Annotated in this window: 16 protein-coding genes; 8 read left to right on the top strand and 8 right to left on the bottom strand. The window is 63.4% G+C overall.

The window, feature by feature from the left end; genetic code table 11:
• Positions 1 to 2: 2 nt before the first annotated feature.
• From ntrX to hflX, 3 genes are all read left to right on the top strand, one after another.
• Positions 3 to 1373: a nitrogen assimilation response regulator NtrX gene (gene ntrX / locus AX729_RS15305; RefSeq protein WP_061024403.1), complete on the top strand. Its 1371-nt coding sequence runs from the start codon at positions 3 to 5 to the stop codon at positions 1371 to 1373.
• Positions 1374 to 1620: 247 nt separating this feature from the next.
• Entirely contained in the window at positions 1621 to 1869 is a 249-nt protein-coding gene (gene hfq, locus AX729_RS15310) for an RNA chaperone Hfq (RefSeq protein ID WP_007591126.1), read from the top strand.
• 11 nt (positions 1870 to 1880) lie between these two features.
• Positions 1881 to 3260, top strand: a complete 1380-nt coding sequence (gene hflX / locus AX729_RS15315) for a GTPase HflX (protein ID WP_061024405.1) — start codon at positions 1881 to 1883, stop codon at positions 3258 to 3260.
• Positions 3261 to 3297: 37 nt separating this feature from the next.
• Here hflX and mazG read toward each other — a convergent pair whose 3' ends face one another.
• Positions 3298 to 4152 carry a nucleoside triphosphate pyrophosphohydrolase gene (gene mazG, locus AX729_RS15320; protein ID WP_061024407.1) on the bottom strand — a complete coding sequence of 285 codons (855 nt, stop codon included), beginning with the start codon at positions 4150 to 4152 and terminating at the stop codon, positions 3298 to 3300.
• A gap of 126 nt (positions 4153 to 4278) precedes the next feature.
• Here mazG and queC point away from each other — a divergent pair, with 126 nt between their 5' ends.
• Positions 4279 to 4992 (top strand): 7-cyano-7-deazaguanine synthase QueC, encoded by a 714-nt coding sequence (queC, locus tag AX729_RS15325; RefSeq protein WP_061024409.1) that lies wholly within the window; start codon positions 4279 to 4281, stop codon positions 4990 to 4992.
• A 6-nt stretch (positions 4993 to 4998) separates the two neighbouring features.
• On the opposite strand, the gene AX729_RS15330 is transcribed toward queC, so the two are convergent.
• On the bottom strand, positions 4999 to 7050 hold the full coding sequence (locus AX729_RS15330; RefSeq protein ID WP_245325207.1) for a TonB-dependent receptor: 2052 nt from the start codon (positions 7048 to 7050) through the stop codon (positions 4999 to 5001).
• A gap of 645 nt (positions 7051 to 7695) precedes the next feature.
• Here AX729_RS15330 and AX729_RS15335 point away from each other — a divergent pair.
• Genes AX729_RS15335 through AX729_RS15345 form a run of 3 tightly spaced genes read left to right on the top strand, consistent with a single transcriptional unit; the run spans position 7696 to position 10627 of the window.
• Entirely contained in the window at positions 7696 to 8793 is a 1098-nt protein-coding gene (locus AX729_RS15335; RefSeq protein WP_063817252.1) for an ABC transporter substrate-binding protein, read from the top strand.
• Positions 8793 to 9851 carry a FecCD family ABC transporter permease gene (locus AX729_RS15340; RefSeq protein ID WP_082770442.1) on the top strand — a complete coding sequence of 353 codons (1059 nt, stop codon included), beginning with the start codon at positions 8793 to 8795 and terminating at the stop codon, positions 9849 to 9851. Before AX729_RS15335 ends, AX729_RS15340 begins: the two co-directional genes overlap by 1 nt.
• The gene (locus tag AX729_RS15345; protein ID WP_061024415.1) at positions 9848 to 10627 is read left to right on the top strand and encodes an ABC transporter ATP-binding protein; all 780 of its coding nucleotides are present in this window, start codon (positions 9848 to 9850) and stop codon (positions 10625 to 10627) included. The genes AX729_RS15340 and AX729_RS15345 overlap by 4 nt, the downstream gene beginning before the upstream one ends.
• Before the next feature lie 2 nt (positions 10628 to 10629).
• Here AX729_RS15345 and AX729_RS15350 read toward each other — a convergent pair whose 3' ends face one another.
• From AX729_RS15350 to nthA, 6 genes are all read right to left on the bottom strand, one after another.
• Complete coding sequence (locus AX729_RS15350) at positions 10630 to 11280, bottom strand: hypothetical protein (RefSeq protein ID WP_061024418.1); 651 nt, start codon at positions 11278 to 11280, stop codon at positions 10630 to 10632.
• Positions 11277 to 11867, bottom strand: a complete 591-nt coding sequence (locus AX729_RS15355; protein WP_061024419.1) for a hypothetical protein — start codon at positions 11865 to 11867, stop codon at positions 11277 to 11279. The genes AX729_RS15350 and AX729_RS15355 overlap by 4 nt, the downstream gene beginning before the upstream one ends.
• Positions 11868 to 11870: 3 nt before the next feature.
• Positions 11871 to 12401, bottom strand: a complete 531-nt coding sequence (locus tag AX729_RS15360; RefSeq protein ID WP_245325209.1) for a hypothetical protein — start codon at positions 12399 to 12401, stop codon at positions 11871 to 11873.
• A gap of 215 nt (positions 12402 to 12616) precedes the next feature.
• On the bottom strand, positions 12617 to 12994 hold the full coding sequence (locus AX729_RS15365) for a nitrile hydratase accessory protein (protein WP_061024424.1): 378 nt from the start codon (positions 12992 to 12994) through the stop codon (positions 12617 to 12619).
• Positions 12994 to 13647, bottom strand: coding sequence for a nitrile hydratase subunit beta (gene nthB, locus AX729_RS15370; RefSeq protein ID WP_061024426.1), 654 nt, complete (start codon positions 13645 to 13647; stop codon positions 12994 to 12996). The genes AX729_RS15365 and nthB overlap by 1 nt, the downstream gene beginning before the upstream one ends.
• Positions 13644 to 14267, bottom strand: a complete 624-nt coding sequence (gene nthA / locus AX729_RS15375; RefSeq protein WP_061024428.1) for a nitrile hydratase subunit alpha — start codon at positions 14265 to 14267, stop codon at positions 13644 to 13646. The genes nthB and nthA overlap by 4 nt, the downstream gene beginning before the upstream one ends.
• A gap of 119 nt (positions 14268 to 14386) precedes the next feature.
• Between nthA and AX729_RS15380 the strand changes: the two genes are divergently transcribed.
• Positions 14387 to 15193, top strand: coding sequence for an enoyl-CoA hydratase/isomerase family protein (locus tag AX729_RS15380; RefSeq protein ID WP_061024502.1), 807 nt, complete (start codon positions 14387 to 14389; stop codon positions 15191 to 15193).
• The last annotated feature ends 117 nt before the right edge of the window (positions 15194 to 15310 follow it).

A 15310-nucleotide genomic window follows, 5' to 3' on the forward strand; every position in this document is an offset into this window, starting at 1 on the left:
CCATGGCAAGTGAAATTCTGATTGTCGATGATGAGGCCGATATTCGGGATCTCGTTGCGGGCATTCTCGAAGACGAGGGGTTCGTGACCCGGACGGCGCGCGACAGCGATACGGCGCTCGCCGAGATCGCCAATCGCCGGCCGCATCTGGTGTTTCTCGACATCTGGCTGCAAGGCTCCAAGCTCGACGGCTTGCAGCTGCTGGAGCAGGTGAAGAAGGACAATGCCGATCTGCCGGTCGTGATGATCTCCGGCCACGGCAACATCGAGACCGCGGTCGCGGCGATCAAGCGCGGCGCCTACGACTTCATCGAGAAGCCGTTCAAGGCCGATCGCCTGATCCTGGTTGCGAATCGTGCCCTGGAGAACTCGCGGCTCAAGCGGGAGGTGAAGGAGCTGAAGCAGCTCGCGCCGAGCGCCAGCCAGCTCGTCGGCCGCTCGCCCAGCATGAACCAGCTGCGCCAGACCATCGAGCGCGCGGCCAAGGCCAACAGCCGCATCCTGATCGTCGGTCCCGCCGGCGCCGGCAAGGAATTGACCGCGCGCACGCTGCATACGGCCTCGGGCCGCGCCGACGGTCCCTTCGTCGTCATCAATGCCGCCGCGATCACGCCCGAGCGGATGGAGCATGAGCTGTTCGGCATCGAGCAGTCCAACGGCGAGCAGCCGCGCAAGCCCGGCGCGCTCGAGGAGGCCCATGGCGGCACGCTGTTCATCGACGAGATCGCGGACATGCCGCGCGAGACCCAGAACAAGATTCTGCGGGTGCTGGTCGAGCAGTCGTTCCAGCGCGTCGGCGGCACCGCCAAGGTGCAGGTCGACGTGCGCATCATCTCCTCGACCGCGCGCAATCTCGAAGAGGAGATCGCGGCCGGCCGTTTCCGCGAGGACCTCTATCATCGGCTCTCGGTGGTGCCGATCCGCGTGCCGGCGCTGTCGGAGCGACGCGAAGACATTCCGGAGCTGATCGACTACTTCATGGAGCAGATCTCGGCCGGCAGCGGCCTGCCCAAGCGCCAGATCGGTCAGGACGCGATGGCCGTGCTGCAATCCCACGTCTGGCCGGGCAACGTGCGACAGCTCCGCAACAACGTCGAGAGGGTCATGATTCTGGCGGCCGGAGGGCCCGAGGTCATCATCACGGCCGACATGTTGCCGCAGGACGTCGGCTCCATGGTGCCGGCGATGCCGACCAGCAACAACGGTGAGCACATCATGGGCCTGCCGCTGCGCGAAGCACGCGAGGTGTTCGAGCGCGACTATTTGATTGCGCAGATCAGCCGTTTCTCGGGAAATATTTCTCGCACGGCCGAGTTTGTTGGCATGGAACGTTCGGCGCTGCATCGGAAGCTGAAGGCCCTTGGCGTCGGCTGACATGGCCGCGCGCGGTCGGACATCAGGAATCAGCGAGGAAAATCATCGATTTCCGTAGTTTTTCGGGGCCATCGGCAGGGGCTGCCGCGTGAAGCGGCTTGCCTAAAGGGTCCACCTGTCCTCTAATTGCAGTGCTGTTCCTTCCGAGGGGGATCTCATGAGGGACGGCAACCGGAAGAGGCCCCGCTATTCACAAAGAGGGCCGCAACCGGCGCAATAAAAAGAAACTCAAAGCGAGAAAAAAACAATGGCGGCAGACCGCGCACAAAACCTGCAGGACACCTTCCTTAATCACGTTCGCAAAACCAAGACGCCACTGACGATCTTTCTGGTCAACGGAGTGAAGCTCCAGGGCATCGTGACCTGGTTCGACAATTTCTGTTTGCTGCTTCGGCGCGACGGTCACTCGCAGCTCGTCTACAAGCATGCGATCTCGACCATCATGCCGGGCGCTCCGATTCAGCTGTTCGAAGGCGGCGAGGACCAGCCGGCTTGAGAGTGATCTGATTGGAACCCCGGAACTTCGGCGGGGATGCCGACCGTCCGCGGTCGGCAGGGGCACATACGGGGCGGGTGCTGGTCATCGGCCCCTATTTGCGAGTGCGCGCAGGTAATGCCGACGCGCAATCGGAAAGCCATGTCCTGCGCGACGCGGAGGCCCGGCTCGACGAGGCCGCGGGCCTCGCGCGTGCGATCGATCTCGTCATTGCCGACGCCATCATCGCTCCGGTCGGCCAGATCCGGCCGGCGACCTATATCGGCAAGGGCAAGGTCGAGGAGATCTCCGGGCTGATCAAGAGTCTGGAGGTCGAGCTCGTGGTGATGGATTGCGCGCTGTCGCCGATCCAGCAGCGCAACCTCGAGAAGGAATGGCAGGCCAAGGTGCTCGACCGCACCGGGCTCATTCTGGAGATCTTCGGCCGCCGCGCCAAGACCAGGGAGGGCTCGCTCCAGGTCGAGCTCGCGCATCTCAACTACCAGCGCTCGCGCCTGGTCCGCTCATGGACCCATCTCGAACGCCAGCGCGGCGGTTTCGGCTTCATGGGCGGTCCCGGCGAGACGCAGATCGAGGCGGACCGCCGCCTGATTCAGGAACGCATCTCCAAGCTCGAGAGCGAGCTGAAAAAGGTGCAGGCGACGCGGCGTCTGCATCGCGCCGGCCGCCAGCGCGTGCCGTACCGCGTCGTCGCACTGGTGGGCTACACCAACGCCGGCAAGTCGACGCTGTTCAACCGCCTGACGCGCGCCGACGTGCAGGCCGCCGACATGCTGTTCGCGACGCTCGACCCCACCTTGCGCGCGCTCACTTTGCCGCATGGCGGCAAGGCGATGCTGTCGGACACCGTCGGCTTCATCTCCAATCTTCCGACCCAGCTCGTCGCCGCCTTCCGTGCCACGCTGGAGGAGGTGCTGGAGGCGGACGTCATCCTGCATGTCCGCGACATCTCCCATGAAGACGCCGAGGCGCAGCAGAGCGATGTCGACGCGGTGCTGCGCCAGCTCGGCATCAACCCCGATGACAGCGGCCGGATCATCGAAGTCTGGAACAAGATCGATCGCTTCGACGCCGAGCAGCGTGAAGAGCTTCTGAACATCGCTGCACGCAGGCCGGCAGATCATCCGGCGATGCTGGTCTCGGCCGTATCAGGGGAGGGCATCGACGCACTGCTCGCCGCGATCGAGGAACGCCTCGCCGCCAAGCGCACCACGCTCGATCTCTCCATCGACGCCTCGGACGGCGCCGGCATCAGCTGGCTGCACCGCAACGCCGAGGTGCTGTCGAAGGAGCTGCACGACGGTCGCTTCGACATGACGGTGCGGGTGGACGAGACCAAGCGGGATATCGTGGTGAACAGGTTCGACGCCGTGCCGCATCACGCCACATAACCGGCGTGTACTGGCGAACGCCGGGACGACAGCGGAGTTACCGGCGCATGTCGTTGCCTCTCTCTGACGCCTTCGTCTCCTCACCCTTCGCCGCATTCCACAACGCATCCATCTCAGCCAGCGACGCGTCCTCCAGCGTGCGGCCCTGAGCCTGCAGCGCCCGCTCGATATAGGCGAAGCGACGCTCGAACTTCGCGTTGGTCGCGCGCAGTGCGGCTTCCGGATCGGCATCGACGTGGCGGGCGAGGTTGACGAGGGCGAACATCAGGTCGCCGGTTTCCTCGGTCAGCTCCTGCTTATCGTTGCGGTCAAGTGCGGCCTCGATCTCGTCGGCTTCCTCGCGGATCTTTTGCAAGACCGCGCGCGGGTCGTTCCAGTCGAAGCCGACGGTGGAAGCCTTGCGCTGGAGCTCCATGGCGCGGGTCAAAGCGGGTTGGCCGGCCTTGACGCCCGACAGCAGCGATTTGTGCGACGGGGCATCCTCCGGCGGCCGGCGCGCGGCGCGCTCGGCTTTTTCCTCGGCCTTGATGCGATCCCAGACCTCCTTGACATGGGAGGAGGCGAGATTGCCGTTCTTGTCGGCGAAGACATGAGGATGGCGGCGGATCATCTTGCCGGTGATGCCCTCGACGACGTCACCAAAGTCGAACGCGTTCTGCTCCGAGGCCATCTGGGCGTGGTACACGACCTGGAGCAGGAGATCGCCGAGCTCCTCGCGCAGATCGTCGAGATCGCCGCGGGCGATGGCGTCCACCACCTCATAGGCCTCTTCGATCGTGTAGGGCGCGATCGTCGCAAAATCCTGCTCGAGGTCCCAGGGGCAGCCGGTCACCGGCGTTCGCAGCGCTGCCATGATCTCGATCAGGCGGGAAATGTCGCGGGAAGGGGTCATTGCGGGGCAGGCTCCTGGGTCGGCAACCTTATGCCAAAACCGGGCCGGCGGTCCCAGCCTGCTGCGGCGGAACAGTCCGATTTCCACCGATTGGCGAGCAGGTCGCGCAGTGCTAAAGCGCGCACCATGAGTGACGCATTTTCCTCCGAGACCGCACTGGTGCTGTTCTCCGGCGGCCAGGATTCCACCACCTGCCTGGCCTGGGCGCTCAGCCGCTTTGGCCGCGTCGAGACGCTGGGGTTCGACTACGGCCAACGCCACGCCATCGAGCTCGCCTGCCGCGAGCGGTTGTTCGACGGCATCAAGAGCCTGCATGCGGATTGGACCGCACGGCTCGGCGAGAGCCACACGCTATCGATCCCGACGCTCGCGGCCGTCTCCGAGACGGCGCTGACACGCGACGTCGCGATCGCGATGGGGGCCGATGGCCTGCCCAATACGTTCGTGCCCGGCCGCAACCTCGTGTTCCTGACCTTCGCCGCGGCACTGGCCTATCGACGCGGGATCAGCCACATCGTCGGCGGCATGTGCGAGACCGACTATTCCGGCTATCCCGATTGCCGGGACGAGACCATCCGCGCCATGCAGGCCGCGCTCTCGCTCGGCATGGCCAGAAAGTTCGAGCTGCACACGCCCTTGATGTGGATCGACAAGGCTGCGACCTGGAAACTCGCGCATGACCTCGGCGGCGAGGGGCTCGTCGATCTCATCCGCGAGCACTCGCACACCTGCTATCTCGGTGAACGCGGGGCGCAGCACGATTGGGGCCATGGCTGCGGCGAGTGCCCGGCGTGCACCCTGCGGGCGAAGGGGTGGGCGGAGTATGTGGCGCAAAGGTAGCGGCCGCTAGAAAGTGTGCTGCAGCTTCACCGAGAAATTTCGGCCCGTCTCCACCAGAGGGTTCGTGAAGCTCCGTGGATAGGAGCGGTTCACGAACGTCGAGGCGTCGACATAGGCCGTGTTGAAGATGTTTTCCAGGCCGAGGATCAGCTTGGTATCGCCGAGTTGCGGAGATACCAGTTTCCCCAGTTGAAGCGTGGCATATAGCTTGGGAATGGCGTAGCCCGAGGTCGTATACTCCTGCGCCGTGTCGATCCGGGTCTTGCTGGCAGCCCAATCCACCACACCCAGAATCGAGTAGCTGCCACTCGGGTCAGCGTACTGAATCCCAACCCGCCCGCGATACGGTGCCAGAAACGGCAGCGGCTTGTCGGTCAGCGTGTTGGTGCCCCGCAGCTGGGCAAAATTCGTGAACACGTTGACGGCCGGCGTGATCTGCCAGCGAGCCTCCAACTCCACGCCGGTGACCTCGGCCTTGCCGACGTTCTGCGACTGGGTATAGCCCCCGACGCCGTTGAGCGTCACTGCGACCGTTTGAAGGAAGTTCTCGTAGTGCGTATCGAACGCCGTAACCTTGAGCTCCGCGTTGGACGTGTGAAAGCGTGCTCCTCCTTCATACGTCACGCCGCTCTCGGGCTTCAGGCTCGGATTGGGAAGCTGGGTGGCCGTCACAGCGTACAGCTCGGAGTTCGTCGGCTGGCGGAACGAGGTCGCCACGTTGCCGAGCAGATCGACCGTGGGCAGGATGGCGTAGACAAAGCCAAGGCTCCCCGTTGGGGCCGTCTGATCGACGTTGGTATTGCTCGCATAGACTGCCCGGACGTTTGCCGGAATGCTCGACGCGAGCGGTGAGGTCTCAGTGGTCGTGTTGAACCAGTCGAAACGGCCGCCCGCCGAAAGCGTCAGCGGCTGGATCGGCTTCCATTCGTGCAGGGCGAAGGCACCGATGTTGGACTGTGTCGTGTCAGGACCTTGCTTGGTGTACGGAGAGAACACGTCGCTTATCACGGCCCCCGTCGTTCCATTGCGGGTGATGGTTTCGGAGGTCAACTCACTGCCCGGCCGTGCTTCCCGGAAGCCGTCAAGACCGACCGTCGTCTTGGTTGCACCCCAAGGGCTGAGCCAGGGAATTTCGGCGAGCGAGCGTCCCCCGATCACCAGGGGGCCGATGACGTGGCTGGTGGATTTGACGGTTCTGGTGGTAATGCCGGCGGCGTTGATGGTGTTGTTGATCGTCGAGAGCTTCGTGTCGAAATAGTTGACGTAGAATGAGCTCTCGACGTGCTTCACCAGGCCGTCGAGTTCGCCCGAATAAGCGATGCGCGCCGAATGAACCTGATTGGGGTCCTGCCGGACCTGGAGATATGGCGCACCCGGCGCGCCGCCGACGCCGCCGGCTCGCCCATCGACCTCGCTGTAGGAGCGCAAGGAGAGCTCCAGCCTGTGTCCGATATCGGGCGTATAGCCGAGCTTGATATTGCCACCGATGCTCTGATAGTCGCTATTCGGCACCGTCCCGAGCGGAGTTCGATAGTCGCCGCCCCAGCGGCCGGCGAAGCCGCCGATGAAATCAAAGCCCTGTCCGGCGCCCTTGACCCAGTCGTAGGTGGAGACCGAATTGGCGACGCTTCCGTAGCCGGTCGACCAGCCGCCGCCCGTAAACCGGAATGGCCCCGACGTGTCGCCGGTGTACGACCGGGTCACGACGTTGACCAGTCCGGTCAGCGCCTCGCTGCCATAGACGACGGAGCCTGGACCGCGGATCACTTCGACGCGCTCGACCTCGTCAGGTGCGAGATAATTGAGCTGCAGCGTATTGCGGCCACGGAAGCGATCGCCGTCGATGAACATCGGCGAGCGGAAGCTGTTCGAGGAGAAGCCTCGCAGGTAGATCTGACCACCGATGCCGCCGGAGCGGGCGATCGAGACGCCCGGGACCGAAGCGAGAATATCGAGAAGGCCGGTCGGCGAAGTCGCCTCGATCTGCGCGCGGTCAACAACCGTGATGCTCTGCTCCGCAAGATGAGGAATTCCAGGTTGCGGCAGCCTGCCGCCCATGGGCTTCAGGGAATCGCTGTTCGTGCCTTCAGGAGCTGTTGCGACACCTTGCCCGCCTTGTGCCGGCTGGACAGCCTGTGACGGGGTTTGTCGCGCCGCGCGCGTTGCATTCTGCCGTGCCGTGCGACGAGGCTTCGACGGTTTTCCAGCCTCGACGGTCACCGCCGGCAGCACGGATTGTTGCGATGAACTACCCGCCGTCTGGGCTTCCGCGACTACGCTCGATGCCGTGGCCGCCACACAAGCAAGCCCTACACTCCATCTCCAAGTCGACGAAAAAAGTGAACTCCTCCCAAAGTCAAAAACGATCGTTCTCGAAAGCATCGACGATATCCCTCAGCATCCAGCCAGCCTCGGGCGTCTTATCGTGCCAAAATCACTTGTGCCATCTTCCGAAGTCGAGTTTCGAGAGATTCAAATTTCACTGGATGCTCTGCTCACCAATCAAGCGTTTGCTGCACGGGATTCGGCCACTCGTCGTCGCGATCGAACGACACTTCGTTCTTCGAACGATTCTAATCTCCGGCAGCCGCACCTCCGCGCACGACGCGCATTTTGCTTTTGAATCTTCCTTCCATTGGACTATGTAGCCGTATCATCAGCGCCGGGTAGACGATCCTCGGCGTCTCCGAGGTTCTGCATTTCATGCTGTCGCTGTTGCATTGGGTAAGACCATCACTGGGCTTGGCGACGATCCTTGTGATTGCGTTCGGGGAGCTCGGTTCTGCGAACGCGCTCGATCTGACCGACCAGCGCAACCTCAAGCTCTCGTTCAGCCAGCTGCCGGAACGCCTGGTCATCATTCCGATCCCGGCTCCGTCGACGTTCATGACGATCGATGGCGGCGACAGCAAGATCGTCGGCATGAACGATTACGCCGCACGCGCGATGCAGGAGGGGATTTTCGGAAAGCTTTTTCCGGGCTTCAGGAAGATCCAGACGGCGATAACGACCGGCGGAGATGCATCGAACTTCGCCCCGAACGTAGAGGCAATCCTCGCATTGCGGCCCGATGCGATCTTCCAATGGGCCAACAACAACGAGGTCATCGGACCATTGGACCGGACCGGGATTCCCGTCGTCGGCATGCGTGTGGGCTCGTTCGAGAACTATGTCGAGTACGTGAAGTTGATGGGGAAGATCGCGGGCAGGGAAGACCGCGCCAACGAACTCCTTCGAAAGCAGGAAGAGACTCGCCAGTGGCTGACGTCGCGGTTTGCCGATCTGTCGTCGACGCAGCGACCGCGCGTGCTCTATTTCAATCGCGCCACAAACACGCTGCGCGTCAGCGGCAAAGGAACGGCGCTGGATTTTGCCATTCAGCTGGCGGGCGGACAGAACGCGGTCGGCGGCACCGCTTCGATCAGCACCGTGACCATTGAACAGATCCTCGCGTGGAATCCGCAAGTCATCCTGCTTGGAAACTTCGATTCCGCGATGCCGTCCGATCTGTATCGCGATCCGCGCTGGCAGGGCGTCGAGGCCGTTCAGGCACGCCGCGTGTACCGCGTCCCTCTCGGGGGCTATCGCTGGGATCCGCCAAGTCACGAGTCGGCCCTTGGGTGGCTCTGGCTGGCCGGTCTGCTGCATCCCGAACGTGTGCAGGAGAGCATTCGTGCCTCGGTGAAGAGCTGGTTCGGCTTTCTCTACAATTACAGTCCCACCGATGAGGAGATAGACGGAATCCTGTTTCTCAAGGATAACGCCGGCTCGGCCGGCTACGAAGCTTATCGGGCTCATTGATGGGAAGCGCTATCTCCCGATCGGCGACGAGTCTCCCCTCGCGGGACGAAAGATCTTTCGTCCTGCTTTACGTTGCGCTCGCCGCGGGCCTGATCCTCGTCCTGCTGTGGTCGATAGCGTCGGGACGGTATCAGGTCCCGTTCGGCACTGTGGTGTCGATCATCTTGTCGCACCTGGTCGCAGTCAAGGCGACATGGACAACCACGGAAGCAGTCGTCGTCGAAACGGTGAGGCTGCCGCGCGTGCTCACTGCCGCCATCGCAGGCGCGGGCCTGTCGCTGTGCGGCGCAGTGCTTCAAGCGATCTTCCGCAATCCGCTGGTTGGTCCCCAGACAATCGGAGCCTCTTCCGGAGCTGCCCTCGGCGGCGTCATCGTCATCTTCCTCGTCGGGTTCGGCCCACTCGTCCAGATCGGTGCTTTTGGAGGAGCCGCCTTGGCGCTCGTCGCCGTGCTTGCGCTCCATCGCAGCGATAATCTCTCGCCGATCCTCACGCTCGTGCTCGCGGGCGTGGTCGTCAGCGCGTTCTGCACCGCTCTGGTCGGACTTGTGACCTATCTGGCCGATCCCGAGACGACGTTGCAAGTCATCGTGTTCTGGCTGCTGGGCAGCTTTGCGCCTTCGACCTGGCTGCACTGCGGCCTGATTGCGGTCTGCACCGCTGCCGCAGCCAGCGTACTCATCGGGATGAGGTGGCGGGTCAACGTCCTTTCGCTCGGAGATGAAGAGGCTCGAACCCTCGGCGTCAATCCGGGGCGTGATCGCTTGATCCTTCTGGCCGCGGCTTGTCTTGCGATCTCGTCCCAAGTTGCGGTCAGCGGAACGATCGGATGGGTCGGTCTCATCATTCCAAACCTTGCGCGCATATTCGTCGGGGCGGACAACCGTCAGCTGCTGCCGGTATCGACATTCCTTGGCGCCATCTTCCTGGTTGCAGCGGACACGCTGGCGCGGTCGCTCACGCCGGCCGAGATTCCGGTCGGGATCATCACGGCGCTCATCGGGACGCCGATCTTCGCGCTGCTCCTCCGGCGCACCACCAAGAGCGGCGCAGCATGATCCGTATCGAGAATGCAGGCCACAGCTACGGATCCCAGCAATGGCTCTTTCGCGAGCTGTCCGTAACGTTTCCTTCGGCCGGGATCGCAGCGATCCTCGGACCCAATGGCTGCGGCAAGACGACCTTGCTGCGCGCGATCAGCCGAACATTGAGGCTCAAGGAAGGAATCATCGACATCGACGGCCATGTGGGTTTCGTACCGCAGGCATTGACGGCCGATCAGTCCTACAGTGCCGTCGACATGGTCCTGATGGGACGAAGCCGCTATCTCGGCAGGTTCAGCTCGCCGGGACGCAAGGACAGAGAACGTGCATATGAGTCTCTCGAGGAAGTCGGTCTGGTGGGGCTCGCGGAGCAGCGTTACGACCGACTGAGCGGGGGACAGCGGCAGCTCGTCCTGCTGGCCCGCGCACTGGCCAGCGACTGCAAGGTCCTTGTGCTGGATGAGCCAGCCTCGGCACTCGATATGGCCAATCAGGGCGTCGTTCTTAGACTGCTGCTGCGTCTCGCAAGCTCCTTCGGTCTGACCGTGCTGTTCACGACCCATCACCCGGACCATGCAATCGGTATCGCCGATACGACCTTGCTGATGCAGCGGGATGGCACTCACATCTCCGGTCCGACCGAGAAGGTGCTGACGGAGAGCAATCTCGCTCGGATGTATGGGGTCCCGGTGCGCCGCGTGGATGTCCATGCGGACGAGGAGACGGCCTCTGCGATCGTGCCGTTGCACGGCTTGCGGAGCAAGGCTCCGGGTCAGCCTCACACGCCCTGAGATCAGCGGTCGGCGGAATCGGTTTGGGACGCAGCCTTTCGCTTCGCCCAAGGCAGAAAGCCGTCGAGGAACTTCGTGGTGGCCGGCATGAAATTGCTGCCGTGATGATAGAATGGATCCAGTGTCGAGACGAGCAACCGCCCGGGCAGCGTGACACGATCCTCGTAAAGCAGCGCTCCGCCACTGTCGCGGCCCTCAGGATCGGCCGGCACGTCGATCAGCGCCCTAGCCCCTGGTGGCGGGGTCAATACGCCGTGGAAGTGCCATATCATGCTTTCGAACGGCACCGCCTGAAACAGTTCATGGTCGGACGCCAGCAGGCGGTTCGGTGGATGCGCATTCTTGTCGAGCCACCACCAGAAGTTTGTCGGCCGCGCCGCCCAGGTGACGCCTGGCAGCCACGCGTCGGCGCGATTCTCGCCGAACACGAACAGCGTGTGCCCGGCTTTAGCAAAATGGATCAGGACATCGCGGTGGGCGCGAAGAACGTTCGGATTGATGCGATCCGGCACGATCAGGAAAGTGACGCCGGCCAAGGCATCCGTCGTGAGCTCAGGAGCGTAGATGATCTTGTCGAACAGCTCTCGATAGCGCCGGCCGTGAATGGCCGCGTGGTGATAAAACGTGCCGCCGTCGAGGATCGCCAGGCTCATTGAACGTTTCGTCCTTCTGCGACCCATTGCATGATCCGGGGCGCCAGCTGTTTCTCCTCGCTGCCGAACGTCCAGAGGTCGTTTCCTCCGTGGAAGAGAACGTGACCTCGACCGACCGGATAGATGAAGTCGAGCGGCAGGTTCGGCTGGCCGAGGGCATGAACAACCAGCGCATCCGGCGGCGCATCGTGCCAGACCCGTCCGTAGAAGCCGGAGACGCCGCGGCGGAAGGTCAGGTCATGCGGGTCAATACCGTGCCAGATGGGATGCTCGGCGAGGCGCAAGACCGTGATGTCGCTCAGCTTGTAATTGTCGATGGTGTGGAAAGCTCCCATGCGCGGGAGATAGGAGTAGGCGTGGTGACCGTTTGCCACGACGACGCCGCCGCGAACGAGGTATTCCTCGATCTGGCCCGCACGAGTCGCGAGAAAGCGCTGGTCGCTGTGCATGCTCACGAAAAGCACACTGAAATCGTTCAGATCGATGTCGGGCAGCGAATAGATGTCCCGCAGCTCGGCTTTGACGTCCGACAAGGCGCGCAGCGACCCGTCGTCATAACCGAAGCTGAGCGCAAGTCCCGGCTTCATCCATCAACTCGCACGCATGGTGAAGAGGGCGCCTGGATCCTTCGCCAGAACATCCTCGGCGATGGAGCGCTTCAATGCACTCAGCTCGCGCTCCTGTGCTGTGGTGCGATCCTTGGCGAAGACCAGCTCGAAAAACCGCTCCGGCAACACCCCAGGCCGCAACGCCATCTCGACGGTTCGCTCTCCGAGCGTAATTCGAAAGCTGTAGGAAATGTCGTGGCCGGGCACCAATCTCGCTTCGCTCAGCGTGCGGTCCACGCTATAGGCCCCGCGGGTCACGGCGCGGGTGACGAATTCGAACGCGTCCCGCACACCCGGACCCGGGTGTCCGCTCACGATACTGATGTCACGTCGCGCCGGAATTTTCCCGGGCGACAGCACGGCGAACGCTGCCCGCTGCGCCTGGAATACGATCGCGGCCATGGCAAGCGCGGATTGACCGTGGTAGGCGGCCACCATCGGGAAACCAATCTCGACGGGCTCCTCCTCGGCCATGATGGTGATCGCAGAGTCTTTTCCCGCTGGCGTGTTCACAGAGTTCTCACATGACGAGGCTGCTGGTACCTCGCATGCGTTACCCCGCGCTTTTGGCCGAGGTCAACAAGCCAAACTTAGATCAGTTCAAAACGCGATCAGGCGGCAAGGCTCGTCCGTTCGTGTTGATACAGCGAGAGAGATCATGCATCTCGCTGCTCGAAGGAGCGCGCCGAATGGATTGGGCGAGAAGTTCGCCCGGAAAGTTCGGCTGGCTAGCCAAAATCCTCCGGCCGCAGCTCGATCGGCTTGCCGTGCGGAGTGCGGTCGGCGGCGTGGTCCCAGGCGTCGCGATAGCGGTGGAGGGTTTCGACTGAGGCGACGCCCTTGCGCGCGACGAGGCCTTCCAGCGTCGCCAGCCAGTGCAGGTAGTAGGTTTCGCCTGTATCGGGGTCGCCCGCCGCCTGCGCGCGCTTGATCTCGTCGGCGAGTGCGGCGGCCCATTCGGGCCAGGTGAACACGCCGCGCTCATGCAGGGTCAGCGCCATGGCAAAGGCATGTGCCTCCCAGGGTGCGCGGAAGACCGGGCCGTCGTCATCGCGGGGAATGCTCGGTATTGCCGCCGTGGCGGCCGCAGCAAGCGTCGTGCTCATCACGCGGGGTCCAGATAGGGCTCGAATGCATCGATCGAGACCTTTGTGGTCGGATCAGCGTCGGGGCCCCAGAGGTCGCTGCCCTCGAACACCACGGTGTAGAGCCATTGCGGGTTCTCGCCGCGCTCCATTGCTGCGGAATCCGGAAATACGTGGCAGCCATGGTTCAGCTCGACCACGCCGACATGGCCACGCACGTAACGCGGCAGCCTTGTGTGCGTGGCCGGATGGATGTTCTTGGCGCGGACACGATCGCCGATCTTGAATTTCGCTGGAGCCGGGGCAGGGCGGCCAAACTTGCCTCGCACCATCACGCGCTCAACATTGGCGAGGTCGAACTTGCCGTGCTTGAGCGCTTTCGCGGGCTGCATCGCATGGCCGGCAGCGACTTCCTCCCGGGTGAGATAGCCCTTGTCGATCAGCATCTCCTCGAGCCCGAGGAACCACTTCTGATAGTACGTGCTGGAAAGGTAGACGTGCGGCGGCAGCGTCTCGCGGTAGAAGCGCGAGGTATCGATGTTGAAGGCGCCGGCCGCCCCCATCGCGCGCACCATGGCGAGGACACGCGCTTCCCAATCCGCGTGAAACATCGGCTCGTTGGGCTCGACCTTGCCGAACCCGTCCATGCCGCCCATGTCGTGCACGCCGTTCATGACGGCGCTCCGGGCTTCCGCGCAAAGCCGGTGCCGATCATGGAGTCGCGTGTGACGAGTTCGGCGAGCTGTTCTTCGCTCCAGCCTTCCGTGCCCTCGGGCCGCATCGGGAGCACGAGGAAGCGTGTCTCGGCGGTCGAATCCCAGATCCGGATCTCCATGTCCTTCGGCAGCGTGACGCCGAAATCGGCGAGCACGCCGCGCGGATCCTTCACCGCGCGCGAACGGTAGGGCGCCGCCTTGTACCAGACCGGCGGCAGCCCCAGCATTTCCCAAGGGTAGCAGGAGCACAGCGTGCACACGACCATGTTGTGTCGCTCTGGCGTGTTCTCGACCACGACCAGATGGTCGCCGACGCGGCTGACATGTCCGAGCGTGCCGATCGCCTTGGAGCCATCCTCCAGCAGCGCCTTCTTGAACGCCGGATCGGTCCAGGCCTTGGCGACGACGCGCGCGCCGTTATGCGGTCCGATCTTGGTCTCGTAGGCCTGGATGATGGCATCGAGCGCGGCCGGCTCGACATAGCCCTTTTCGGTCAGGATCGTCTCGAGCGCGCGCACGCGCAGCTCGGTCTCCGACAGCTCGGAATGGTCGTGGTCATGGTCGTGATCGTGGCTCATGGCGCCAAAGATAGGCGCAATGGCCCGGGCCTGTCGAGTGTTCCTTGCATCGTGATCGGGTCCCATATTCGTGACGACATTTGTGCGCTAGAATCGCCAAAAACCGCCTGGAGATCATCGTGACGGACTACGTGAAGATCGAGAAGGGCCTTGGGCCCGAGGGCCGGATTGCGGTGGTGCGTTTCGACCGCGGCGACGGCATCAACGCACTCTCCCCGGACGCGCTGCGCCAGCTCACGGCCGCGGCGCGCAGCTTCGAGGACGACGCCGCGACATCGGTCGTCGTCTTGACCGGCAGCTCGGGCGCGTTCAGCGCCGGCTTCGACCTCAAGGATGCGGAGGGACGTTCGCGCAAGGAGATGGATCTCGGCACGCTGCGGCGGCATCTCAAGCTCGGGCCGCGCCTGACGCACGCCTGGCAGGAGATGGAGCAAATCACGATCGGGGCGATCGAGGGCTTTTGCGTCGGCGGCGGCGTGGCCCTTGCCGTCGCGCTCGACTTCCGCATCATGGGCCGCAACGCGCATTTGCGCGTGCCCGAGATCGGGCTCGGCATGAACATGAGCTGGCAAAGCATCCCGCGCATGCTGCACCTGATGGGACCCGCCCGCACCAAGCAGGCGGTCATATTGGCCGACCAGCGCATCAGCGCGGACGAGGCGTATGAATGGGGCCTGGTGGAACAGGTGACCGACCCCGGCCATGCGTTCGATGCGGCCATGGAGCTAGCCCGGAAGGTCGCTGCGCAGCCGCCGCTTTCGGTCGCCATGACCAAGCTGACCGTCAACCGGCTGGCGCATGCGCTGGACGATCTCGCCAGCCACATGGATGTCGATCAGTTCGCGCTCGCCAGCCTGAGCGAGGATCACAAGGAGGGCGTGGAAGCATTCCTGACCCGCCGCAAGCCGCGCTTCAGGGGGCGGTAGATCAGGCGCGGCAGGACGATGATCCCGTCGGAAGACGAATTTTCTTCGCACGTGACGGATTGGGAAAACTTCGTCCAACTCCTCGCAAATATCTGAAATTGCAAGCAAGCCTGGAAA

The sequence above is a fragment of the Bradyrhizobium sp. CCH5-F6 genome (assembly GCF_001556045.1).
In the GTDB taxonomy this organism is placed as follows: Bacteria; Pseudomonadota; Alphaproteobacteria; order Rhizobiales; family Xanthobacteraceae; genus Bradyrhizobium.